The 23,053-nt window shown below is 48.2% G+C and carries 22 protein-coding genes and 1 pseudogene; 11 read left to right on the forward strand and 12 right to left on the reverse strand.

What is annotated here, in order from left to right; genetic code table 11:
* Positions 1 to 36: 36 nt before the first annotated feature.
* From LH51_RS18120 to LH51_RS18130, 4 genes and pseudogenes are all read right to left on the reverse strand, one after another.
* Positions 37 to 2,481 (reverse strand): TonB-dependent siderophore receptor, encoded by a 2,445-nt coding sequence (locus LH51_RS18120; RefSeq protein ID WP_235263694.1) that lies wholly within the window; start codon positions 2,479 to 2,481, stop codon positions 37 to 39.
* A gap of 83 nt (positions 2,482 to 2,564) precedes the next feature.
* Complete coding sequence (locus tag LH51_RS18125; RefSeq protein WP_052063940.1) at positions 2,565 to 3,347, reverse strand: FecR domain-containing protein; 783 nt, start codon at positions 3,345 to 3,347, stop codon at positions 2,565 to 2,567.
* A 21-nt stretch (positions 3,348 to 3,368) separates the two neighbouring features.
* Positions 3,369 to 3,488: pseudogene (locus tag LH51_RS24980) on the reverse strand (DUF4880 domain-containing protein); the annotation flags it as partial.
* Positions 3,489 to 3,527: 39 nt separating this feature from the next.
* Positions 3,528 to 4,049 (reverse strand): sigma-70 family RNA polymerase sigma factor, encoded by a 522-nt coding sequence (locus LH51_RS18130; protein ID WP_036524975.1) that lies wholly within the window; start codon positions 4,047 to 4,049, stop codon positions 3,528 to 3,530.
* A 313-nt stretch (positions 4,050 to 4,362) separates the two neighbouring features.
* On the opposite strand from LH51_RS18130, the gene LH51_RS19710 reads away from it, so the two are divergent.
* The 3 genes from LH51_RS19710 to LH51_RS18145 all read left to right on the forward strand — a co-directional run bounded on the left by LH51_RS19710 (position 4,363) and on the right by LH51_RS18145 (position 7,603).
* The gene (locus tag LH51_RS19710; protein WP_160173767.1) at positions 4,363 to 5,400 is read left to right on the forward strand and encodes a GGDEF domain-containing protein; all 1,038 of its coding nucleotides are present in this window, start codon (positions 4,363 to 4,365) and stop codon (positions 5,398 to 5,400) included.
* Positions 5,400 to 6,086 (forward strand): EAL domain-containing protein, encoded by a 687-nt coding sequence (locus tag LH51_RS19715; RefSeq protein WP_052063942.1) that lies wholly within the window; start codon positions 5,400 to 5,402, stop codon positions 6,084 to 6,086. Before LH51_RS19710 ends, LH51_RS19715 begins: the two co-directional genes overlap by 1 nt.
* A gap of 80 nt (positions 6,087 to 6,166) precedes the next feature.
* Positions 6,167 to 7,603 carry a diguanylate cyclase domain-containing protein gene (locus tag LH51_RS18145; RefSeq protein ID WP_052063943.1) on the forward strand — a complete coding sequence of 479 codons (1,437 nt, stop codon included), beginning with the start codon at positions 6,167 to 6,169 and terminating at the stop codon, positions 7,601 to 7,603.
* Positions 7,604 to 7,630: 27 nt separating this feature from the next.
* Here LH51_RS18145 and LH51_RS18150 read toward each other — a convergent pair whose 3' ends face one another.
* Positions 7,631 to 8,563, reverse strand: coding sequence for a cation diffusion facilitator family transporter (locus LH51_RS18150; protein WP_036525044.1), 933 nt, complete (start codon positions 8,561 to 8,563; stop codon positions 7,631 to 7,633).
* 232 nt (positions 8,564 to 8,795) lie between these two features.
* On the opposite strand from LH51_RS18150, the gene LH51_RS18155 reads away from it, so the two are divergent.
* Positions 8,796 to 11,267: an EAL domain-containing protein gene (locus LH51_RS18155; RefSeq protein WP_160173768.1), complete on the forward strand. Its 2,472-nt coding sequence runs from the start codon at positions 8,796 to 8,798 to the stop codon at positions 11,265 to 11,267.
* A complete protein-coding gene (locus tag LH51_RS18160; protein WP_052063944.1) occupies positions 11,254 to 12,033 on the forward strand; it encodes an AraC family transcriptional regulator in 780 nt (259 codons plus the stop codon). The genes LH51_RS18155 and LH51_RS18160 overlap by 14 nt, the downstream gene beginning before the upstream one ends.
* 7 nt (positions 12,034 to 12,040) lie before the next feature.
* Here the strand turns inward: LH51_RS18160 and LH51_RS18165 are convergent, their stop codons facing one another.
* Complete coding sequence (locus LH51_RS18165; protein WP_144244328.1) at positions 12,041 to 12,658, reverse strand: LysE family translocator; 618 nt, start codon at positions 12,656 to 12,658, stop codon at positions 12,041 to 12,043.
* A gap of 256 nt (positions 12,659 to 12,914) precedes the next feature.
* Between LH51_RS18165 and arfB the strand changes: the two genes are divergently transcribed.
* Together arfB and LH51_RS18175 are read left to right on the forward strand one after the other, a co-directional pair.
* Positions 12,915 to 13,328: an alternative ribosome rescue aminoacyl-tRNA hydrolase ArfB gene (gene arfB, locus LH51_RS18170; protein WP_036524982.1), complete on the forward strand. Its 414-nt coding sequence runs from the start codon at positions 12,915 to 12,917 to the stop codon at positions 13,326 to 13,328.
* Between the two features lie 56 nt (positions 13,329 to 13,384).
* Complete coding sequence (locus LH51_RS18175) at positions 13,385 to 14,071, forward strand: glutathione S-transferase family protein (RefSeq protein WP_052063945.1); 687 nt, start codon at positions 13,385 to 13,387, stop codon at positions 14,069 to 14,071.
* Between the two features lie 148 nt (positions 14,072 to 14,219).
* On the opposite strand, the gene LH51_RS18180 is transcribed toward LH51_RS18175, so the two are convergent.
* A complete protein-coding gene (locus tag LH51_RS18180; RefSeq protein WP_036524985.1) occupies positions 14,220 to 14,762 on the reverse strand; it encodes a hypothetical protein in 543 nt (180 codons plus the stop codon).
* Positions 14,763 to 15,207: 445 nt separating this feature from the next.
* On the opposite strand from LH51_RS18180, the gene LH51_RS18190 reads away from it, so the two are divergent.
* The gene (locus tag LH51_RS18190; protein ID WP_036524991.1) at positions 15,208 to 16,173 is read left to right on the forward strand and encodes a D-2-hydroxyacid dehydrogenase family protein; all 966 of its coding nucleotides are present in this window, start codon (positions 15,208 to 15,210) and stop codon (positions 16,171 to 16,173) included.
* Between the two features lie 29 nt (positions 16,174 to 16,202).
* Here the strand turns inward: LH51_RS18190 and LH51_RS18195 are convergent, their stop codons facing one another.
* A complete protein-coding gene (locus tag LH51_RS18195) occupies positions 16,203 to 16,739 on the reverse strand; it encodes a DUF4124 domain-containing protein (RefSeq protein ID WP_036524994.1) in 537 nt (178 codons plus the stop codon).
* Positions 16,740 to 16,842: 103 nt separating this feature from the next.
* Between LH51_RS18195 and LH51_RS18200 the strand changes: the two genes are divergently transcribed.
* The gene (locus tag LH51_RS18200; RefSeq protein WP_235263820.1) at positions 16,843 to 17,349 is read left to right on the forward strand and encodes a class I SAM-dependent methyltransferase; all 507 of its coding nucleotides are present in this window, start codon (positions 16,843 to 16,845) and stop codon (positions 17,347 to 17,349) included.
* Positions 17,350 to 17,579: 230 nt separating this feature from the next.
* On the opposite strand, the gene LH51_RS18205 is transcribed toward LH51_RS18200, so the two are convergent.
* Both LH51_RS18205 and abiEi read right to left on the reverse strand, forming a co-directional pair.
* Positions 17,580 to 18,503 carry a nucleotidyl transferase AbiEii/AbiGii toxin family protein gene (locus tag LH51_RS18205; RefSeq protein ID WP_036524996.1) on the reverse strand — a complete coding sequence of 308 codons (924 nt, stop codon included), beginning with the start codon at positions 18,501 to 18,503 and terminating at the stop codon, positions 17,580 to 17,582.
* On the reverse strand, positions 18,493 to 19,032 hold the full coding sequence (gene abiEi / locus LH51_RS18210) for a type IV toxin-antitoxin system AbiEi family antitoxin (RefSeq protein WP_036524999.1): 540 nt from the start codon (positions 19,030 to 19,032) through the stop codon (positions 18,493 to 18,495). Before abiEi ends, LH51_RS18205 begins: the two co-directional genes overlap by 11 nt.
* A 331-nt stretch (positions 19,033 to 19,363) precedes the next feature.
* Between abiEi and dusA the strand changes: the two genes are divergently transcribed.
* Complete coding sequence (gene dusA / locus LH51_RS18215) at positions 19,364 to 20,398, forward strand: tRNA dihydrouridine(20/20a) synthase DusA (RefSeq protein ID WP_081960908.1); 1,035 nt, start codon at positions 19,364 to 19,366, stop codon at positions 20,396 to 20,398.
* Between the two features lie 10 nt (positions 20,399 to 20,408).
* Positions 20,409 to 21,359 carry a transaldolase gene (gene tal, locus LH51_RS18220; RefSeq protein WP_036525005.1) on the forward strand — a complete coding sequence of 317 codons (951 nt, stop codon included), beginning with the start codon at positions 20,409 to 20,411 and terminating at the stop codon, positions 21,357 to 21,359.
* Positions 21,360 to 21,388: 29 nt separating this feature from the next.
* On the opposite strand, the gene LH51_RS18225 is transcribed toward tal, so the two are convergent.
* Together LH51_RS18225 and LH51_RS18230 are read right to left on the reverse strand one after the other, a co-directional pair.
* Positions 21,389 to 21,874 carry an STAS domain-containing protein gene (locus tag LH51_RS18225; RefSeq protein ID WP_036525007.1) on the reverse strand — a complete coding sequence of 162 codons (486 nt, stop codon included), beginning with the start codon at positions 21,872 to 21,874 and terminating at the stop codon, positions 21,389 to 21,391.
* Between the two features lie 2 nt (positions 21,875 to 21,876).
* Positions 21,877 to 23,037 (reverse strand): PP2C family protein-serine/threonine phosphatase, encoded by a 1,161-nt coding sequence (locus LH51_RS18230; protein ID WP_052063946.1) that lies wholly within the window; start codon positions 23,035 to 23,037, stop codon positions 21,877 to 21,879.
* Positions 23,038 to 23,053 lie beyond the last annotated feature (16 nt).

Genomic DNA, 23,053 nt, shown 5'->3' on the forward strand with positions numbered 1-23,053 from the left:
AACCGTGAGCCATCAGCCCAGACTATTTATTCTTAATTAAAAATCATATTTTAATGTCAGATTGAAATTACGCGGTGCTCCATAGGCTAGCTGACCGAACCAAGCACCGCTGTTAGTGTAATATTTCTCATCAAATAGGTTATTAATATTCAGTTGAGCACTTAATGTCGGCGTCATTTGATAGTTAGCCATCAGGCGCACAAGTGCATAACTGCCTTGTTTTATTTTTTCGCTCTGTCCCAGAGGATTGTTTACCCTTGTGTAGTTGGAGCTTTGCCAATTGACCCCGCTACCGAGAGTCAAATCATTGAGCTTATAGGTAGTAAACAAGGTCGCGGTACGGCGAGGTTGAGCGGTATTTATTTCTGAGCCATCGGCATCTTCGGCCTGAAACTGCGACCAGCCAAACATAAGATTCCAATTATCAGTGATAGCTCCTGAAATCTCAGCCTCAAACCCTTTACTGGTGGTGCCTTTTGCGGCGTATGAAGCCTGGTTAGTGGTACCAGGAATAACATACCCCACATCAGCCTGCGCCAGATTATCCTGTTCAATACGAAATACTGAGAGCATAGCGTTTAGACGCCCTTCAAAATACTCTGCTTTAACACCAGCCTCATAGTTTTTTCCTTCCAGTGGATCAAGATAGTTACCATTTCTATCCTGCGCGTCCTGGGGGTTAAAAATATCTGTATAGCTGACATAAGCTGAATAGACATCATTAATGTTGTAGATTAAGCCAGCATAGGGCGTAACTATCTGATGGTGATTAAACTCATAGAAGTCACCATTTGATTTCATACCTTCAGTGTCCCAGTTAGTAATCCGACTACCCAAGATCAACGTCAGTGGGTCGGCCAACGATAAGCGCAAAACCCCATATCCACCAAGTTGTTCAGTTTGTTTTCTTACATGGGTTGTTTGGGGACTCCACTCAGGCTCCGGATAAGAGCCATCCCATTCATAGAAATTTCCGACGGAGGCCACGTTTAGTGCGTTACGAAGTTTGGAAATCAAGTCCTGTTTGTTGTACATCAAGCCTACCGTTACCTCATGATCTCGGCCAAAAAGAGCAAATGGCAGGTTGCCATAAATATCGATATTGTCCTGCTCACGTTCGAAGTCGTACCAAGCTGGATACGCTCCCATTCCCAGGCCAGTTTGTCTATCAGGAGCACCATATAAATAGACTAATGGTAAATCAGCTTTATTAATATTTTTGCTATAAGTTGCGTAAATTGATGCGCCGGAATCAAAGTAATGCTCTAAATTGACGAAGTAATTCGTGACTTCTGAGTCCCACCTTGTCCAGTCTGCACCGACCGTTTTAGAACGAGACCAATCTGTTCTTTCTCCATTACTAAACCAAACAGGTAAACCGCCCCAGGTCGAACTCGTCGGTTTATTTTTCTGTTGACTAATGCCAATATTAAATAAAGTGTTATCTGTTAAATCAGCAGCTAAAGTGCCATATACCACGGATTTTTTATTTTCCTGAAAATCAACAAAAGAACCCTCTTCCAGATAGCTGCCAACAACTCGTGCACGTACAGTTCCAGCTTTATTTAATGGCGTTGAAACATCTACAGCACCCTGATAACGATCCCAACTGCCGGATCTGATAGTGGCATGTCCAGTAAATTCCTCACTATCCGCTTTCTTACGCACAAGATTAATCGCAGCTGAAGGATCACCTGCGCCAGAAGTCAAACCGCTAGCACCACGAACTACTTCAATGCGGTCATAAAGTATGGTGTCCATTTGTGATTCACCAGCGGAGTAACCACTTTCCCAAGTCGTTGATACACCATCAATTTGATAATTCTTAATCCTAAATCCACGTGCTGAAAAAACATGCCTTTGGCTATCTTGCTGGCTTGAAGTGAGACCAGTCGTTGTATTGACCACATCCGTCAGTGATTCCAGCTGCATATCATCAATCAGCTGGCGGCTGACAACGGATACTGACTGAGGCGTTTCTCGAATGGATAAACCTAATCGTGTCGCGGTATTCATTGAGTATGTGGTGTAGGAACCGGTTTCTTCGGTCGAGGCACTCATCATAGCTCTACCTGATACAGTCACCGCAGGCAATGTTGTGGCACTGTTGCCCTGCAAAACATAATCCCCATTCGCTTTGCGTACCGCCATTTGCCCTGTACCAGCCAACAGCACGGCAAAGCCTTGCTCCACGCTATAGTTGCCCTGTAGCCCTGAAGAGGACCGGTTACTAAACTCTGCTGCATCAAAGGAGATGGCAATACCTGCAGCTCCGGCAAACTGGCTAAGCACCTGACTTAAGGAGCCAGCAGGAATAGCAAAGTGTTTAACTGGTTGGGTTGCAGTATGCGTCTGGCTGCTTTGAGTCTGATCAGCAAAAGATGGGGTCGAGGTAACTGCTCCAATCATTGTCAGCATGACTGAAATGCTGATGGCGCAGGCCAGGGGTTTACGATTCAGGGGAGGTGTTGCCTTGGGCATGGTTACTCCTTGATTTTGCTAAGTGGTAGATAACCAAGAGCCGAACCAGTCACCCAAAAAGTGCAAGCTGGCGTAAAAAATATTCAGGCAGGTATCAAACGCACCCAATATCCGGTCATCCGACGTTCACGTACCGGAAAAGTGTGCGTGATGGCGGTCAGTGCACGGTCGGTATCATTCAACGGAAAGGCGCCGGAGATTTTCAGGTGAGCGATGTCGTCACTGCAGGAGAGTAATCCTTTGCGGTAACGAGACAGTTCCGCAAGCAGTGCATCTAGTGGCATATCAACCACCACTAAACTGCCATTCAGCCAGCTACCGGCATGAGGAGCGACAGGAAGGGTAAGGCCGAGCTCAGTGGTGGTAAAACTGATCTGCTGGCCGGTTTCAACATCTATTTGCTGGGTGTTTTGGCTGGGCGTAATGCGCACGCTTTTATCCAGCACAGAAATATCGCTGTGTTCGTTGTTAATGCGCACAATAAAACGCGTGCCCAGGGCTTGCACCTGACCCTGGGGTGTTTCTACCACAAAGGGTCGAGCAGGCACGTGGTTATCCGGCGCAGTCTGCACCAACAGCTCGCCACTGTAGAGTTTGAGCAATCGGAGAGTGTCGCTAAAATGCACATCAACAGATGTGGCGGTATTCAGTACCAGGCTGCCGCCATCGGGCAGTAGTAAGGATTGTTGTTCACCGATGCCGGTGGTGTATTGGGCTTGCCACTGTTGCCAGGGTGGGATTCGCCAGGTGGCCAGTCCAACTGGCGCGATCAGGGCGAGCACAGCCAGTCGCCGTAACAGATCGCGGCGCGAAAGCGCCACACCACGTAGTGTTGGTAAAGCAACCTCACTCGGCATACGGGTCATGCTGGCCTGTACCTGCTCTACTTCCTGCCAGGCCAGACGATGGCTGGGGGCTTGTTGTAACCATCCTTGCCAGGCACGTTGTTCGGCGTTTGTAACCGAGGGAGATAGCAGTACGGCATACCAGTATGCCGCCTCGCGGATGGCGTTTTTTTAATTCATCATGGGAGCTGCCACTGTCCATCAACCGCTTTGCTCCAACCGGTATAAACAGCAGTGCTCCATGGCCTTGGCCATGTAGTTTTTTACCGTGCGCAGTGATACATCCAGCACTTCGGCAATCTGTGGGTAGGTCAAGCCTTCAAGCTGGGAGAGGATAAACGCTTCCCGCACCTTGGTGCCAAGCCCTGCCAACATGGTGTCCAGCTCAATCAGGGTTTCCAGCGCGATGGCGCGCTCTTCCTCACTTGGCCATTGAGGTTCAGGCAGCGCGGCCAGTACTTCCTGGTATTGCCGCTCCAGGCTACGCCGACGAAACAGGTCAATAGTAAGCCCCTTGGCAACGGTAACCAGAAAACGGCGTGGCTCTTGTAACCTGCTGATGTCCTGTGGCGAGCGTAGCACCCTGACAAAGGTGTCCTGAGCCAGGTCTTCTGAATCCATGCAATCACCCAGCCGACCACGCAGCCAGCCCTGTAGCCAGCCATGGTGCTGACTGTACAGGTCATGTATTGCGCGATGTTGTGATGGGTCTGCTGTCAACACAGGTTATTCCAATGGCTTGTTGATTATCGGAATGATGATCAATACTAAATGATAAGCGTTATCATTCTAGAATATTCACGAGACTAGAAGCAAGACCCAACCAGCAAGCTTTTGTACGAAAAACAAAGTAGAGAGAGTCATTCTGGCACTGAGCATCCAAAAGTTTTTAAGCGTATCTTGTCCAATAACAAAGCTTTTCTATTGTTAATCATACTGATATCCACTATATATTTTATAGTGATACAGCATGACACAGGCCCCACAACTAACCCACCGAGTAGTGGTAGCACTTCGTGGGAAGGGGGACGTCATTATGTCTACCTTACTTATACCGAGGGACACCATGAAAATAGAGAACATTTTTTACTGGATTGTAAGACCACGTTCTCAGGTAAAGCTTTTACTTGTACCGGCAATCATGCTGATGATTATCGGCGTATTTTTGTTGGTCTATGTGACAGGTGGCATGAAATATGTGTTTTCGCACACAATGTATTTACCCATTGCCTTGGCCGCTATCACCTTTGGTGCCAAGGGTGGCGTACTAGCCGCTCTGGTGGGCGGTCTGTTGCTCGGTCCCTTCATAGCAATCGATTCCTATACCAGCGACAAACAGGACACCATCAACTGGCTTTACCAAATCAGCTTTTTTACCCTTATCGGTTTTCTTGTAGGGGCAACCCGGGACATCGCTGGCAGCTATCTGCACAGAATAAAGTGGAATGGCAGTCATGACAGTATGACCGGGCTACCCAACACCTTTGCTTTGGAAACAGTGATTAAGGGATTACTCGATTCAGACGCTGACAAGAGCAAAACCGCTTATCTGCTAATCGCCCGGCTGGGGAATCAGGCACAGATTGAAGCCAGTTTTGGCGTACAGTGCGTGAACGGCATTATTGTGCAGTTGGCGGATACCATCCGCAATGAATTGCCGAACCCTACTGAGGTTTACCGAGTCGGTACAGAAGGCCTGGGGTTTATGCATCCGGCAGAAGATGAGCACGCGGTAAAAACACTGGTGAACAAGCTCGGAAGTGTTTTCACCAACCCCCTTGGATTCGACAAAATTCAGCTCCACGCAGATGTGTATCTGGGCATTGTTGCTCTGGATGGCGCATCCAAAGAGCCACAGTTATACATTCAGAAAGCCAACCATGCTACCTGCCAAGCCAGCAACAACAGGCAGCGGGATGGCGTATTGATAAGAGTCGATGATGAAATCCGGACAGTGGAAAATCTGACGCTGCTTGGCGAGTTGAGCGATGCGTTAGAAAGTGGCCAGGTGTTCATGCACTATCAACCCAAAGTGGTAACGGCCACGGGGGTAATTGATGGGGTTGAAGCCTGATGCGTTGGCAGCACCCTACTCGTGGCAATATCCCACCGAGTAACTTTATTCCTTATGCGGAGAACAGCACACTCATTGACCAGATCACCTATTTTGCCCTGGATCAATCACTTGCGCAGCTGGCTGCCTGGGACAAGAATGGCCTGAAAAACATTCGTATGGCGGTGAATATCTCCACCAGAAACCTGTTGAATCCTAATTTTTTCAATACCGTTATGCAGCTTCTTGAAACGCATGGCGTAAATTCGGAAAGGCTGGAGTTGGAGGTAACAGAAAGCTCGTTTGTGGAGGATATGAAAAACTCTATCATAGAGCTAACCAAGCTAAGCGATGCCAATATTATGATATCGATTGATGATTTTGGAACCGGGTATTCATCGTTGCAATATCTGGTGAAGATGCCGGTTTCAATCATCAAGATCGATCAAAGCTTCATTATGGCATTAGCCAGCGAGCCGGATGCGAAAAAAATTGTGAAGGCGACTATCGGACTGGCACATAGCCTGGGAATAAAAGTTGTTGCCGAAGGTGTGGAGACCAGAGAGGTGTATGACTTTCTTATGCAGACCGAATGTGACCTGATTCAAGGCTATTATGTTAGCCGCCCGGCCCTGCCCAGTGAGCTGGAGCAAAAATGCACGCATTCAAAAAGGTTGCTTGATCCTGAGCAACACCTTGTCAAATAGCCGTCACCCTGGAGTCGAACTTGTAACGAATTCTCATACCCGGATAGTAATTTAATGGTGTTAAAAAATGAGTACGCCCCATGACCTTCATCAATCTTCATCCGGACCGTCATCGCAAAATTCGTGCGCTGTTTGACGAGTACATTGAGCTCTATGCCTCACGCGATGAACGGCTGACAGCCTTCTTCAGCGAAGACTTCAGCGGCTATACCTGCGGCGGGAGTGTTTTGGTCACGGACCGCGATGAGTGGATAAGAATTATCCGGCAGGATTTTTCTGAAGTACCCGGTCGTATACGCATCGAACTGCGGGATATATCCATGCAGGACTTAAGTGAGCAGGTTGTGGTTGTGAGCGCTTTTTTCAATATTCACTTACCGGTTCCCGAGAGTATTCTTTCGCGCGAGGTTGCACGACTGGTGCTGATCTTTCGGCTTGAAGGCAAGGACTGGAAAATTGTCCATAGCGGCCTGTCGTTTCCTTATCACCTGGTGCAGGATGGCGAGGTTTATCCACTTAATAATTTACACGAGCAAAACCGGCTACTCGAAGCCCTGGTTGAAGAGCGCACCCGCACGCTGAATGAAAGTGAGTCCTTCTACAGGCTGCTGACAGAAGACACCCTGGATGTGATCTGGCGGGCCGACAGTGAGCTTCGCATCACCTATATCAGCCCCTCGGACGAGCACTTTCGCGGCTTCAAAGCTGATGAGGTGGTCGGTCATCATGTGTTGGAGTTATTTAATACAGAAGGTGCTGCCATCGTCACTGAAGCCTGGCGCAAACGCCAGCAAGCCGAGATGGAGGGCAAACGCCTTGGGTTTATCAGTTTTGAGGCCCCTCACCTCTGCAAAGATGGCAGCGTAATTTGGGGAGAGGTATTCTCCAAGGCGGTGCGTGACGAAAACGAAAAAATAATTGGATTTCATGGCATCACCCGAGAAATCACCCAGCGTAAACAGATGCAGGACCAGATTCGGCAACTGGCGTTCTATGACACGCTGACCCAGCTCCCCAACCGCCGCTTACTCATCGACCGATTGAACCAGGCACTGGCTGCCAGCAAACGCAAGGAATGTCATGGCGCCCTGATGTTTGTCGACCTGGATAACTTTAAGCCACTGAATGACAATCACGGACATTATGTCGGTGACCTGTTGCTGATTGAAGCGGCACATAGATTAAAAAGCTGTGTGCGCGAAATAGACACCGTAGCACGCTTTGGTGGTGATGAATTTGTGGTGATGCTCAGCGAACTTGATATAGATCTTGCGAAGTCCATCGCCCATGCCGAGGTGGTTGCAGAAAAGATCCGCGCCAGGCTTTCTGATGTTTACCAACTGAACGTCATGCGCGAGGGCGAAGCTGAGCGCCTCGTCGAACACCCTTGTTCAGCGAGTATTGGCGTGTGTGTGTTTCTGAACCATGAAGCCAGCACAGACGACATTCTGAAATGGGCCGACAAGGCCATGTATCAAGCCAAAACAGCCGGACGAAATACCATCCGGTTTTACTAGACTCCCATCCCCTGCTCCCACACTGTCCTAAGCGTGTTTTTCTACCAACTGCCCACAAGAGGGCGCCGCCCAGCGGGTGTCTGCGGTAAACACCACATCGCATACCACGGGTGAATAGTAACGGCGAACCTCGTCATCGACTCGTGCTCGCAATGCGTCTTGAATGGTGATTGAAATGCTTGGAGCATCGGGCAGTACCACATGCACTATGACATACAACAAGCGACCGGGACGCACCATACGGACACGCACTTCCACCGTGTCTATATCGTCGAGACCACGCGCTACAGCTTGTCGAACAGGCTCTGCTATCGCCTCTTCCGGAGTTTTGTTGAGCAGTTCCTGTAGCGCATGGGAGGCCATGCGCACCGGCACGCCCAGGCATAGCACTACCACCGCGATCACTAACACCGAATCCACATAGGGAACAACGGTGAGCCAGCCGAATCGTTCAAACAGCATCACCAGGCAGAACGCGGCTAATACCGCAGCAGAAATTAAGCTGTTCACTGCCCAGTTGAGTTTATCCGCGCTAATAAGGGGGCTTTTAACATGGCGCTGACTACGATGCATAACCCAAGCGGTGAGGGAACAAGCTGCCGTGGCAAATAATGCATACAGCACCGCTAAACCCGCTGAAATTTCCCGCCCGCCAGCAATGATAGCCACAATGGCATTGACCAAGGCAAACACAGAGACGCCTAAAATCAGCAGTCCTTTGCATAGATTAACCAGCGACTCAAAGTAGCTATAGCCAAAGGGATAGGCCTCACTATCTGGACGGCTAGCTAATTTGCTTACCTTCATGGTCACCAGTGCTACGCTGAAGTAGATGAGGTTAAAAAGCCCATCCAGCAGGATCGCTTGGGAGTTAGTGGCCAATGTGAAAAAAATACCAACGCAGCCGATGAGTAACGCCATAAATGCAGAGAAGGCTAAAGTGCTTGATTCAGTCTTCATGAACGCAATGCTCCAATGCTTGCTTAACAAGTGGCTGGCAAGCATAGCAATAACCTTGGTCGCAATGTCAGCGTTTTTTTTAACCGTGCAAAACCGCTGGCTGGCAGCGCGAGCGAAAGGCATGGGGGCTGCCGCTTGCATAAAAAAAACATTATACTTAGGTAGAATCCTCTGTCGAAAACGCCTGGATGGGAAGTTAGATCTGCGCCTATTTATTCACGCTGGTATATTGTTGTTTTTAATCTTATCCGCCAATGCCGGAGCTTACACTGTACCCGCGGGTTTCACCGGTTCACCTGATTATATCTCTGAACCGCTGCTTACAGCGGTCGAAGGTACACAGCCTCTCACACCCGAGCAGGCGCTTCATGAGCTAAGTTTCAGCCGCATCCACTTTCATCAAGCCAACGACCTCTCCACCGAAGCCTATTGGCACAAGATCGAGTTTCCGCCGGTACAGACACCTACCGAACTGATTTTGCGACTTAGCAACATCATGATCGATGAGCTGGATTTTTACCTGATTCAGGAAGGTCAGGTGGTACACCACTGGGTGCGTGGAGATACCCAGAAATGGACCCCAGATGCACCCTACGCCAGCATCTGGTTTCCTATCGAACTGCAACCGGACACCGAAAGCCTGGTGCTGATCAGAAAAGCCAGTGACGGCCCCTTGCTGTTTCCGCTACGTATAATGAGTCCGCAGCAGTTTGATCAATTGACCGAACTCAGTTTCAAAATCTGGGCGGCTGCCGCTGGTGCCTTGTTGATACTGCTGATTCATAACACGATCACCTTCTTGCTCTTCCGCCACCCAGCCTATGGCTTTTATATTTTATTTCATCTGACTGTATTTCTCAGTCTGGGTGTAACTCAGGGGTTTGGGCCCTGGTTGTGGCCCATGGCGTTCAATCAATTTCTGGGGTCAATCATTTTGACCCTTTACACCCTCTCGGCATGGAGCATTTTCCACTTCAACTTGCAGTTCCTGCAGATCCGTACCCGTTCACCTCGTTGGTGGCACTATCGTCGCCTGGCGGACCTGGCCTTTGCCACAGCGGTAGTAATCAGTTTGCTCATGTCTCAATACTATTACGCCACCCCCTTTTCCATCTTGCAGGGAGTGGTCTCAATTCTCAGTCTATACTGGGGAATTACTATTCTTCGCCGCGGCTTCACTCCGGCAGGCCTGTATCTGGTCGCTTGGTCTTTTTTCATTGTCGGTGCCGCAATCGGTGGCATGGTATTTCGTGACCAACTGCCATTTAACAACTTTACTGAATATGCCTTACTGGCCAGCACCCTCATTGAACTACTGTGTTTTTCGTTCAGTCTGACACGACGTTCCCAATACCTTGAAAGCGAAAAAAATCAGCAGTTGATGACCAATCCTGATTCTGGACTACCCAACCGCAACTACTTCCTTAACCATCTGCACCATCAGGAAACCTTGCCGAACCTGTCGGTACATCTAGTGCTGATCCAGTTATCAGGCATCACCGAGCTCAGTGAAGCCGTTGGCCCTGGTAGTGCCGTGAAAGCCACAGCGATCCTTGCCAAGCGAGTCAATCAGGCGCTTGAGTCTGAGCCCTGTATCATTAGGCATCAACTGCCTAATATCAGCCAGGCCTGCCTAATTGATATGGATCAGGGGATTCTGATATTTCTGTGTCGTCAGACCAGCCGTCCGCAAGAGATCATTGAGCACCTCGAACCCGTCCTAAATCGAACTATTCACCTGGAGCAGATAGAGTTCCAACAACTTTTCTCCATTGGTGTCGCGTCAGGCTGTCTGAATAGGCTGGATATAACCACACTCTATCAACATGCACAGTTGGCTGCCCGTGCCAATTGGCGTTCCAATCATCTGTGGAGCCAATATCAACCGGATTTACAGTTGCATCAGCATAGTCAACTGATGCTGGTAGCCGAGATGAGCAAAGCGATCAAAAACAACGGCTTTACCTTCGTGATTCAGCCTAAGGTGGAGTTGGCCAGTGAGAAAATCAACAGTGGTGAAGTATTGCTACGTTGGCAGCACCCGACACTGGGGATGGTGTCACCAGCCGATTTTATCCCGCTGGCTGAAAATGTCGGGCTAATCTACAAGCTGACGCAACTGATACTGCATAGTGTGTTGAGTTGGATGCAGCAACACACCGAGGCCTTGCAAGACACGACTCTTGCCGTCAATATTTCCGCCCGTGATCTACTGCAACAGAATTTTGCCTTAGGGTTGATTGATCTGTGCCGCGAGTATGGCATTTCACCTCGACGTCTTGTGCTGGAGATTACCGAAACCGCCGCAATCAGCGATAGAGGACAGGCTGTCGAAAATGCCAGCCTGCTTAGAGCGGCCGGTTTCAGCCTGTCCATTGATGATTTCGGTGCTGGCTACAGCTCTATGCAGAATATTAACCGCCTGGCACCTGAAGAGATCAAGATCGACCGGCTGTTTGTGTCGGATCTGACAAACAATGAAACCCACCAGACACTCTGCCGCAGCCTGATCCATCTAAGCAGGGATCTGCATACCCATGCCACCGCCGAAGGGATAGAAACCCAGGAACAACTCGATATGCTCAAATCCTGGGGTTGCCATTCAGCCAAAGGCTACTACCTCTACCGCCCCATGCCACCGGATGATTACTTGAGTCTATTATTAGCTTCAACTGATCAGACTGGATCTTATGAACAGTCGTGAACTATTTACAGAAAAAAGCCAGATTGCTCCATGGGTCAACTGTTACCCTGCGGGCAGCATGATTGCGCCACATTTTCACAATGAACTGCAAATTCTCTATGCCAGTTCAGGCTCAATGCATGTCAGAACACAGGGACAGGTTTGTGTTGTTAATCCAGCACGTGCAGCAATTATCCCCCCAGGGTTGGAACATGAAATTTGCATCAGTGGCCAAACTGCAATGGCCAGCCTCTATGTTGGAGATCTGCAAAACGCCCCTCATCTCGATGCGGTTCGCTCTATCACGGTTTCACCAATGATGAAGCAACTGCTGCTAACAACCATTGTTCGCAGTGCCAGCCCCACCTTCAACCCAACTCACAACATCCACCTGCTAGGGCTGTTGTTCGAGGAGATGCACAACAAAGATCTTCGAGTCCCTAGCATCAGTATCCCCCAAGATCGACGGGCGGCACTCGTCTGCGAAAAGGTACTCGCAGACCCTACTGAGCATCCTTCCCTGGAAGCACTTGCCGATCAAGTAGGTGCGAGCTCACGAACGATAAGCCGAATCTTCCGCCGAGAACTAGGACTAACCTTTTCTGACTGGCGCCAACAAGTCCAGATCAACTTTGCTATCAATGCGCTGCATCAAGGCCTACCGATAACCAAAATTGCCGATGAGCTTGGCTATTCCAGTGCAAGTGCTTTTTCGTTTGCATTTCGCAAGCACGTTGGTTATTCGCCTTCAGCCTATGCCAAACTGACAACAAGCATTCACAGGTGATATTGCGCTAGACCGTTTTCATCGCCAGCCCCAGCGCTACAATAATAAGGAGCGCTCCAGGCGCCCGTCGAAGGAAAACATGATCTTGTGTCAGCCATTTCGCTAGCTTTGAAGCCAGTAGGGCGTAAGTCATTAAGAACAGGCCATCAAGGATAAGGTAGGTTGCGCTCAATACTACAAACTGTGGTACGACAGCATGCGAGCTGTTTATGAACTGCGGAAAGAGCGCCGCAAAAAATATGACGGCTTTCGGATTAACGGCAGAGACAATAAATCCCTGCAGGTACAGCGACAATCTGCTTCGACGCTCATTGTGCTTCTGGGAGTGGACGCGTAACGGCTTTTGCCGAACCCATGACAAAATACCCATCCACAGAAGGTAGGCCACTCCGACCCATTTTATCAAGGTTATCAGCTCTTCGTTGCTCTGTATGAGGTAAGCTAGTCCAGCTGTAGCCAGAAGCATTTGAATAATATTTGCTGTCAAATCACCCGCCGCCGTCATCGCCGCTCCGGGGAAACCCGATGACAAGCTGTTCGAGAGAGTCAGCAATTGACTGGGTCCTGGGGTGTTCATCAGCAGCAATACAGTACCTACATAGATGTACCAGACTTCAAACTCCAATTGTTTACCTCCTATCATGACGTCACAAGGCTAGTGTCGCTGATAAATTGTTAAACAAGGTATCGATAGCCGGACATATACTGCATAAAGTCAGACAAGCTGGACTCGGTTTAATCGGTCAAGCATCACTCTCGTTGGGTAGATAAACCCAAGGTTAATCTCTATTATTTCGGCGCCACAGATCATTTGGGTTACACTTACCCGCAAGCATTACACTTGAGTAAGCGACACACCCAATATTAACCAAGAGGCTCTTTTGCTAGAAATCACCGAAAACATTCAGCTGGCAGACTGGGAGATCGAATTTCAGTCAATTCGTGCCCAGGGTGCTGGTGGACAGAACGTCAACAAGGTCGCGTCTGCCGTACATCTGCGCTTTGATATTCATCGCTCGTCTCTACTACCCTTCTACAAGGAGCGTTTGCTGAACTATTCCGATCAGCGAATTACCCTAGATGGGGTAATAGTGATCAAGGCTCAGCGCTTCCGCACCCTGGAAATGAACAAGGACGATGCCCTACAACGATTGAAAGAGCTGATTCAACAGGCGATTAAACCGGTCAAATTACGCCGTGCCACCAAACCCACTAAGGGGTCGCAACGACGACGTGTGGATACTAAAACCCAGCGTGGCAAAACCAAGTCACTGCGCAACAAAGTTGATTTCTGAATGACTGAACTCACCCTCTACCAATTCCCCATTTCACACTTCTCTGAAAAAGTGCGTTGGCACTGGACTTCAAGGGCTTGCCCTACCAAAGCCATAATCTGATACCGGGTTTTCATTTCCGCGTGATCCGTAAACTATCAAAATCTACTGCCGTTCCCTTGCTGACTCACGGCGATCAGGTGATTCAGGGATCTGCAGCGATAATTGATTATCTGGAAGCGTTACAGCCACAACCCGCGCTGAATCCCGTCACGCCCGAGCAGGCCCAAAGTGCCATAGCCTGGGAGCAGCGCTTTGATGCTGAATTGGGTCCGGCAACGCGTGTATTTGCGTATCATTACTTACTGGATCGCCCCGATATTCTTGTACCCTGGCTAACCACCGGAGCTCCTTTTTATTCACGCTGGCTGTTCCGCGCGCTGTTCCCAAAAATCGCCAAGGTCATGCGTAAAAAGATGCGTATTAATGCGGACAATGCAGATAAGTGCAGACTGATTATTGAGGGGCTGCTACAAGAGATCTGCAGTATCTATCGCTCCGGGAACTACCTGGCTGGAGATACCTTCTCACGCGCCGACCTCGCTGCATGCGCTCTGCTCGCTCCATTATTTATGCCCACCGGCTATGGCATAGAATGGGGACCACTATCTGATTTTCCGGCGGAAATGCAGACGTGGTTGCAAACACACAAACACGAGCTGGATGAAGTCGCAGCCATTTATCAGAAACATCGACTGGATTGATATCCAGCTATCATGATCTGAATTGTATTATTTCCTATTTCCAGGAGCATAATTCAAAAGATTAAGTGGAACCTGATTTTCAGGTCAGTTTTAGAAAAATAACCGCGAGTTTTACGTCGCGGTTATTTTGCAGTAATCAACGAACGGCTTAGGCCACAACAGCCTGCATATTTGCATTTTTAGAACGACGACGCAGTGCTAAACCACCAAGTAGTACGGAACCAAACAGCCATACAGCGGCTGGCAGAGGTGTTTGAGTAACCTCAACTGGATAAGAAAAACCAACCGAGAAACTTGAGATGGCCGTGGTGCCAGTCATGATAAGGTTGTATATAGTGCCACCATTTTTAGTAAATGGCGCAAAAACCGCTGTATTAGCAGCATTATTGCCAGTCAGCAATTTTTTGACTCCACCATCCAAGACAGACAGAGACCAATTATCCAGCGAGGAAGACACGCTGAAATTAACCAACCCTTGAGCGAAACCCGTCAACTGAGAATTCCAGGACAGTTCGACAGTTTCACTAGCTTCAAAGAAGTCCCCCCCAAAGATGTATTCTCCAGTAGGAGTGGAAACCTCTGTAATAAAGCCACTTCCCTGTATTACGGTTGGGTTAGTGATGGTTACAGTTCCCGCCGAAGCGGTGAATGATGCAAGCATAAGAACAGCACCCAGCAATAGTTTTTTCATAGTTGAACCCTCAACTTTTGCATTTAGTTAGCCATAATTTATAAAGTCCTGTGGGCTAACCGGTCACTTTCGTGTTTACCTTTGCTGGTGTTACTACTGCCCCGGCGAAGTGCCAGCTTGTAAAACCATCAAGGTACTATAAGATAAAATTTTGCGTAGCCTGGGTAAGTGTGCTATCACACATAGGGATTTGAACTTTCGCGAAACCGGATTGACACGTAATGAGGGGAAACCGGCAACTCTTTTGCTGATGCATATGGGCGAACCCATGAATAAAAGCATCACGGATGTATGTACCAGCCAGGACAGGCAGGGTGACTGTATACGTTGGACGACATCAGAGATCTGGTTTTACCACCATAACGATCTGAATTACACGATTCATATTTATAACGGTGTCATTCAGAAAATAGAGTGGAGCCGGTTTTAGTTCAAGGAGCGTTTTGTGAAAATTGCCGTTTTAGATGACTATCAAAATATTGTGAAAACGCTGGACTGTTTTAACCTTCTCAGTGGTCATGATGTTGATGTACTCAATGAGACTTACACAGACACGAATGAGTTAGCGCTTAAGCTATCTCATGTTGAGGCATTGGTTTTAATTCGAGAACGTACCCAGATCACAGATGAGCTGCTATCAAAACTTCCCAACCTCAAACTCATCAGCCAGACCGGAAAAATCAGCAACCACCTGAACCTGGATATGTGCCATAAATATGGGGTTGCTGTCGCTGAAGGCATTGGCTCTCCGGTTGCGCCCGCAGAATTTTGCTGGGCTTTAATTATGGCGGCTTCTCGAAATATTCCTGAGTATGTGTCGAATCTTTCACTTTCCCAATGGCAACAAGCGGGTGTGCTTGGGTTGGGTCGCACGCTAAACGGATTAACTCTGGGTATATGGGGTTACGGAAAGATTGGCCAACGCATAGCCCAGTATGCCAAAGCCTTTGGAATGTCTGTAGTTGTTTGGGGAAGTGACTCCTCAAGACAACTGGCTGAACAACATGGGTTTATGTCAGCTTCCTCCAAGCACGCGTTTTTTACTGAATCTGACATAGTGTCACTGCACCTGAGGTTAAATGAAGTGACTAAAGGCTGCGTCACTCAAGCGGATTTGGCCTTGATGAAGTCAGACTCCTTATTTGTAAATACCAGTCGAGCGGAGCTGGTTGAGGCCAATGCCTTGTATACTGAAATGCAGGCGAATCCAAGCAAACGCGCCGCCCTGGATGTATTCTCGGTTGAACCAGCCACAGCAGAGAAGGAACCCTTGTTGTCCTTGCCCAATGTTCTCTGTAGCCCTCATCTGGGGTATGTTGAAAAGAACAGTTATGAGCTTTATTTCAAAATTGCATTTGAGAATGTCCTGGCATTTGCGCAAGGAAAACCACAGAATCTGGCTAAGGTCTGATTAAATCAGGCCTTAGCCAAACAAAGGATTCAAGGGGTAGTTAATAAAAACAAGGCCGCATCTCGCTCAGCTTCCAGCCTGATCCACGCCCTTGCCAAGTTTACATTATCTCCCAAATGTTGGCGTTGTATCTGTTCTAACCTCTCATCATAGCGCCCGTTAATCACATTCCAGTCTGGATGCAGTACCTCAGCGCGCAGGGCGCGTACTTCATTGCGTTGTATCTCATTTCTAAGGCGATCTCGCAGTGCTGGTTGATCACTACCTACTAATCGATTAACAATACTTCTGAGATCCTGATAGCGTGTTGTTATCAGCTGTTTATCCAGTGGTCGACCCGCATTTCTGGCATTGCCAGGGCTTAATGATCTCTGACCCTGTTGAACACCCAGTGAGCCACCACTGGTAGGCGTGAGTTCCAGTGCAGGTATTTGATGAGCATCCGGGCCACAGGGTAAACTTGAAAACACTTTTTGGCCGTTGTCACCAGTACAGCGATAGACCTGAGATAGCGCCTGGGTCGAAACCAATAACGCAAACAAAAATACAATTCTATTTAGTAACATGTTTTAATCTTCCCTGATATGAATGTAGTGGTTAAGAGTATATGCCATTCCATCTCTATGTGAATATTAGCTGATTGACTTACAAACTTTACAGTCTGAATTTATGAAACCAACCGATATTGGACAGGCGTACAATCAAATCACCCACCTCTGGGAAAGTGAAGGCTTTAACCGAGATAATGGGATCAATCCGCATAAAAAGGCCCTGGCCTTCGCTAAAAATGCAGGTAAGGCACTGGACATAGGCTGTGGTTGCACAGGTCGCTTTATCGATCTATTACAGCAGCATGGTTTCCAGCCTTCGGGTATAGATGTATCGAGCGAAATGCTCCGTCTGGCAAAACAGCGCCATCCTGATATACAGTTTTACCATGCCGACATCTGTGAATTCGAACTACCTGACACTTACGATTTTATAAGTGCCTGGGACAGCATTTGGCATATCCCCTTAGCGCAGCAGCAACAGGTGATCAGCAAAATCATCAATAGCTTAAATGCAGGTGGCGTGTTCATATTTTCGTTTGGCGGCACAGTGGATGCCGGAGACCAAACAGATGATTTTATGGGCCCTGAAGTCTACTACTCCTCCCTCGGGTCAATGGATTTTTGAAGTTATTCATGGAACTAGGTTGCATCATCCGACACTTAGAGTTTGATCAACACCCAGAGCTACATACTTACCTGATCGTGGAACGGTTACCACATACGAATTGCTAATATTTTTATCTCAAGGACTTAAAAATTCAGCCCCAATTTCAATGAGCTTTGGTCGGCGAATTCAGCGTTACTCCGATGATGGACTGGAAAGATTCACACTTTCAATCAACTGGGTTGCAGTGCCTACAACCTAAATTCAACATCAGTTTTTTTAACCGCAAAAAGATGGTTGTGTAGCTCTTCCATAAGACTTTTTAACGAACTCAGCATAAAGGATTTAAATTTATCCTGGCCCATAGTCCGGTCATACACCGGAGTTGGCAAAAAACGTTTCATTTCAGCATGAAATGCCTGGCTGGATACAATTGTTTCCAGTGAGTTAATACGGGACTCTAGTAGCCATTGATAATTGGGAATTTTGTAATCGGCTACTTTGTTGCTCACTAGTACTGGATCAAGTTTTGCATTTTGTTGCTGTAGCCAGACCAGATCCCACAAATCTCGATGGCGAACATATCTTTGTGTTGCTGGTAGAGCAATCAGTTTATCCGCCATGACTTCGTCCAGGCTTTCCGTAAAAATCAGGGTATCTTCATAACCGTCTGGTAGAAAATCATAGTTGTTACGCAGCGGCATTGCTGCTTTGGTATAAGCCGGAATATTCGCAATTTCAAGTTTGATACGTTGTCTTGGCATACTTTTCTGTCCCGGTGCGGTGGTAATCGAGATTTGCCATTTCTCAATGCGAAGCTCAGCGTATTGTACGTCCTGTTTTAAGACATTTGGCTCTTTAACGTTAACATCAAGCCCATAGCGTTGTCCGATGTATGTCTCTATACAGTCTTTCATAGCAGCTAGCTCTACTGATGAGAATCCGGTACCACCAGCAAAATCCAGATCTTCACTGAAGCGGTTAGCACCGTAACACAACCGTAATGAGGTGCCACCTTGAAATACCAGTTCATTCAACAATCCTGCCTGGTCAAGGCAATACAAAATGTCATAATGCAGAAGTTCCTTTTCAATAACAGGCCGCATGGCTGCTACTTCATTTTGTTGCATTGCCCTAACGACGAGTTGGTCGAAATCAGCCGGATTAATCTTCATTGAGCATATCCTTGTCTACAAGATGCGTGTTTCTGCCCACACGTTTTAGATCTCGCCAAGCGGCTTGTTTGGTTGCCATGCGCAATGGCCGCTTTGTGGTTTTTATGCTCTGAACAATTTCACTGACCGACCTTTTGGTATGGGTAAACTCAATCGTTCCGTAACGTGTTTTGTATTCACCTTTTCTACCAGTCGTCATTACAGTGAGGCGATCCATCGGGATTTGTGAGATGACACCATATTCAGAGAGCGCTGATTCCAAGCTGACATAGTTGTATTCACCCCGGCGCAATGTTTTCGCAACTAACTCCAGCGTATCGGGCCCTTTTTTCTTATGCGACAAAGCGTAGAGGTACGCCCCTCTGCCAACACGTTCCAGAATGTTCTGCTTGACCAACCGACTCAAGCTGGCATGCAAAGTTCGCTTACTGTCTTCAGCAAAAATTTTTTCCAAATCTCTGTAACTGAACACATAACGCCCCTGCTGGTCGAGCTGGTTGAGTTTTTGGATGGCTGTTGTCTGGTTCATTGCCCCAAATATCTAGTCAGAAAAAACATTTAAACTAAGTATAAGTGTACACTTAATAGCTTTCAACCCAATAAGTATACAGTTATACACTCAAAAAGGTGTTTAATTGATAACCTATTAAAAACCATACCTATTTTCCAGATCTGAACATGTTAATTCCGAATTGGATTTCAAGAACCGCGATTTTTCGTAAATAACTTACTCTCACTGTATACTTGCTCCCCTCGGCGAATAAGCTGGACCTGTCATGGCTCTATGCCGACTTGCTATTCAATTTTCGGTAGTAAAAAAGTAGTAAACGAATTTCATAAACATACAAAAACCCGCATAAATGAAGAAAAATCAAACACTCGAAAACACAGCAAAAACAACCTCAATACCAGTCAACACACGGGTTTCAAGGGCTCGGCGCTTTTCGGTTGCACCCATGATGGACTGGACTGATTCACACTGCCGTTCGTTCCACCGTTTGCTGACACACAATGCCCTGCTCTATACCGAAATGGTCACCACCGGGGCGTTGATTCATGGGCACAGGGAGCGTTTTCTGCGTTATACCACCGATGAGCACCCTGTTGCCCTGCAGTTGGGTGGCAGCAACCCGGAGGAGTTGGCGCTCTGTGCACGTATGGCGGAAGATCATGGCTATGATGAGGTTAATCTGAATGTGGGTTGTCCCAGTGACCGGGTGCAAAACAATATGATTGGTGCCTGTCTGATGGAGCACCCTCAGCGGGTAGCAGACTGCCTGGCGAAGATGCAGGATGCGGTGAGTATTCCGGTAACCATCAAGCATCGCCTGGGAATAGATGAGCTGGATAGCCAGGAATATCTGCTGGATTTTATTGAGCAGGTGCGCCAGAGTGGTTGCAGTACCTTTATCGTTCATGCCCGTAAGGCTATTCTGCAGGGACTTAACCCCAAGCAGAACCGTGAAATACCGCCGCTGTGTTACGATCGGGTTTATGAAGTTAAACAAGTGTTTCCAGACTTGGAAATTATCATCAATGGCGGTATAACATCTATGGATGCCTGCATTACGCACTTGCAGCATGTGGATGGTGTTATGATCGGCCGGGAGGCTTACCAGAATCCCTACCCGCTGCTGAGCCAGGTGGATGCCCTGTTGTTTGATGATCATCACCCGGTTGCGTCCCGGCAGGCTATAGCGGAAGCCTTTATTCCCTATATTGAGGCGCAGGTTGCGTTGGGCGCGCCACTTTATGCTGTTACCAAACATCTGCTGGGCCTGTTTCATGGCCAGCGTGGCGGTAAACAGTTTCGCCGGCATATTAGTGAAAACGGCCACAAGAAAACGGCCGGGCCGGAAGTCTTTAAACAGGCACTTGAATTTGTAACAGGATAAGGAATTGACGATGGACCAGCTCGAACAACTGAAACAGATGACCAGTGTGGTAGCCGATACCGGTGATATCGATGCCATTGCGCGCTTTAAGCCGGTGGATGCCACCACCAACCCATCTTTGATGCTGAAAGCTGCGCAGGATGCCAAGTATGCACACCTGTTGCAAACAGCAAAGCAGCAAGCCGAAGCGCTCGGTGGCAGTAATGCAGAGATACTGCAAAATATGACCGATCAACTGGCTGTCTTGCTAGGTAGCGAAATCAGCCAGATGATTCCAGGGCGCATCTCAACCGAAGTGGATGCCCGCCTTTCCTTTGATACTCAGGCAACCCTGGCCAAAGCCCGTCAGCTGATTGAGATGTATGCTAAGTTCGGTGTAGGCCGTGAACGCGTGCTGATCAAAATCGCTTCGACCTGGGAAGGTATTCAAGCAGCCAAGGTTCTGGAAAAAGAAGGGATTCAGTGCAACCTGACGCTGTTATTCGGCTTTAGTCAGGCCAAGGCCTGCGCTGAGGCAGGTGTATTTCTGATTTCACCTTTCGTCGGGCGTATTCTGGACTGGCACAAAGCGCGCTTTCCGGATCAGGATTTCAGTGGTGAGCTGGACCCAGGCGTCGCTTCCGTGAGCCGCATCTACCGCTATTACAAGACACATGGCTATGACACGGTGGTGATGGGTGCCAGTTTCCGTAATATCGGTGAGATACGCTCACTGGCCGGCTGTGACCGTCTGACTATCAGCCCTGCACTGATGCAGGAGTTGTCTGATTCTGAGGAGATGCTGGAGCGTCGACTCAGTGCGGAAAACCCACAATCGGATGATCAGCAAGCCGCCGTAGATGAAGCCGCTTTCCGTTGGCAGATGAATGAAGATGCTATGGCTACCGAAAAGCTGGCTGAGGGTATACGTAATTTTGCAGCGGATCAGGTGAAACTGGAAACCTTGCTGAGTAAACTCTAAATCACGTCAAGCAGGTTTATAACCTGCTATCAGGAACAGCTTTCAAGGGTCTCAACCAGATCCTTGAAAGCACTGCGGTTACCTTCATTCAAGTCGATCAATACCCTGTGAGCGTGAATAATACGTTTGCGCACATCATCTTCTGACTCCAGCACAAAGGGCACCTGCTTAAGGTCTTTGACGCTGGTAGGCAGAAAATCCAATAACAGAAACACCTGATCAAAGCCCATCGCCAGCAATATCTGGGTGATATCCGGGTTGGTTGAAACCAGTGTTGGCTTGGGCATATCCCGTTCGCTGCACTTCACCGCCAGCTTGGCCACCAGGCCTAGCGAGGTACTGTCGATATTGGTTGTCTCTGTCAGGTCGATCAGGGTGTCTTTGATCGTGATATTGGAGAGGCATTGCTCTAAGTGCTTATCAATAGTGGAGCAAAGTGTTAAGCGCACCTCTCCAACAAACTTAAGCACATAATGCCCATCCTGACAGGCATAATAAATTTCACCGTCACTCATGGTCAGGCTCTGGATACCGTCATAATAGCTACATCATCAGGATGTGTTTCGGCACCAAACTCAAATTCTGTAGTAAGTTGTGCTGATGAAACATAGCCATTTTTTAATTTTCTCAGCAGCAAGGCTTCCTTATCCGCCAGAGAAGGTTCAGCAATTGTTTCCAGGATTCCATCTGAAAATAACGTTAGGGTAAAATGCGCTGGCAGCACAATTTCACGCTCTTCAAATACAGGCTTCTCAAATAATCCCACTGGCATACCCCGGCCTTCCAGGAAAGCCGCCGTTCCATTTGCACTCAACACAGGCATCGGATGATGACCACCCACAGCATAGGTCAGCATAGACGTGCGCGTATCGACCAGCCCGATGAACATCGTCATGTGCTTACCCATACGCGTCAGAAGAATTTCCTGATTAATGCGGCTAAGGGTAGCTGATGGCGAGAGAATGTCAAAGCTGGAGTTACGATGGTAGTTACGAGCCAGCCGACCGGTTAGGTTTTTCAGCAACACCGTCACCAGTGCTGACGAGGCGCCATGGCCTGAAACATCAGCCAGATAGAACATCACCTGATGGTCATTAATTCTAATTGCATCGACAAAATCCCCACTAAGCAGCAGCGAAGGTGTCAGGGTATATTCAAAACGCAGATTGTTAATCACCTGCTCATGCGGTGGTAACAGATTTTGCTGTACATGCTGTGCGGCATGATGATCGGCACGCAACTCATCCAGGCTACGCTCCAGCGAGTCTCTGAGGCGAGAGGTGTTTTCAATAAAAGCAGCCCGGCGAATCTGACGCTCTATTGAGGCTATGAAGGCATCGGGTTGATCGTCCAGCTCTGAGCGTAAAAAAACATCATCGGCACCCGCGCGCAGTGCTTGTCGCACGGCCTCCGAGCTGTCTTTCGGTACTACTGCCACTACAGGTTTCGGATTCAACCCTGCAGCAATACGCTGAAGAAGACCTGCGTCAACAAGGGAAAGGTCCAGAATAGCGAGAGAAAACTCCACATGATCCAGCACTTCAGCTACTGCATTCAGATCTCGAGCCAGTGAAATCTTGATATTCGGCTGATCACAAAGTTCACAGAGTTCAAACAGCCGATCTACCGTTTCAGTGCAAGCTGAAGCAAGCAAGACATGCTGAAAAATTCGGCTCATAAATCCCAAACCCCGT

The organism is Nitrincola sp. A-D6, from assembly GCF_000764495.1.
In the GTDB taxonomy this organism is placed as follows: domain Bacteria; phylum Pseudomonadota; class Gammaproteobacteria; order Pseudomonadales; family Balneatricaceae; genus Nitrincola.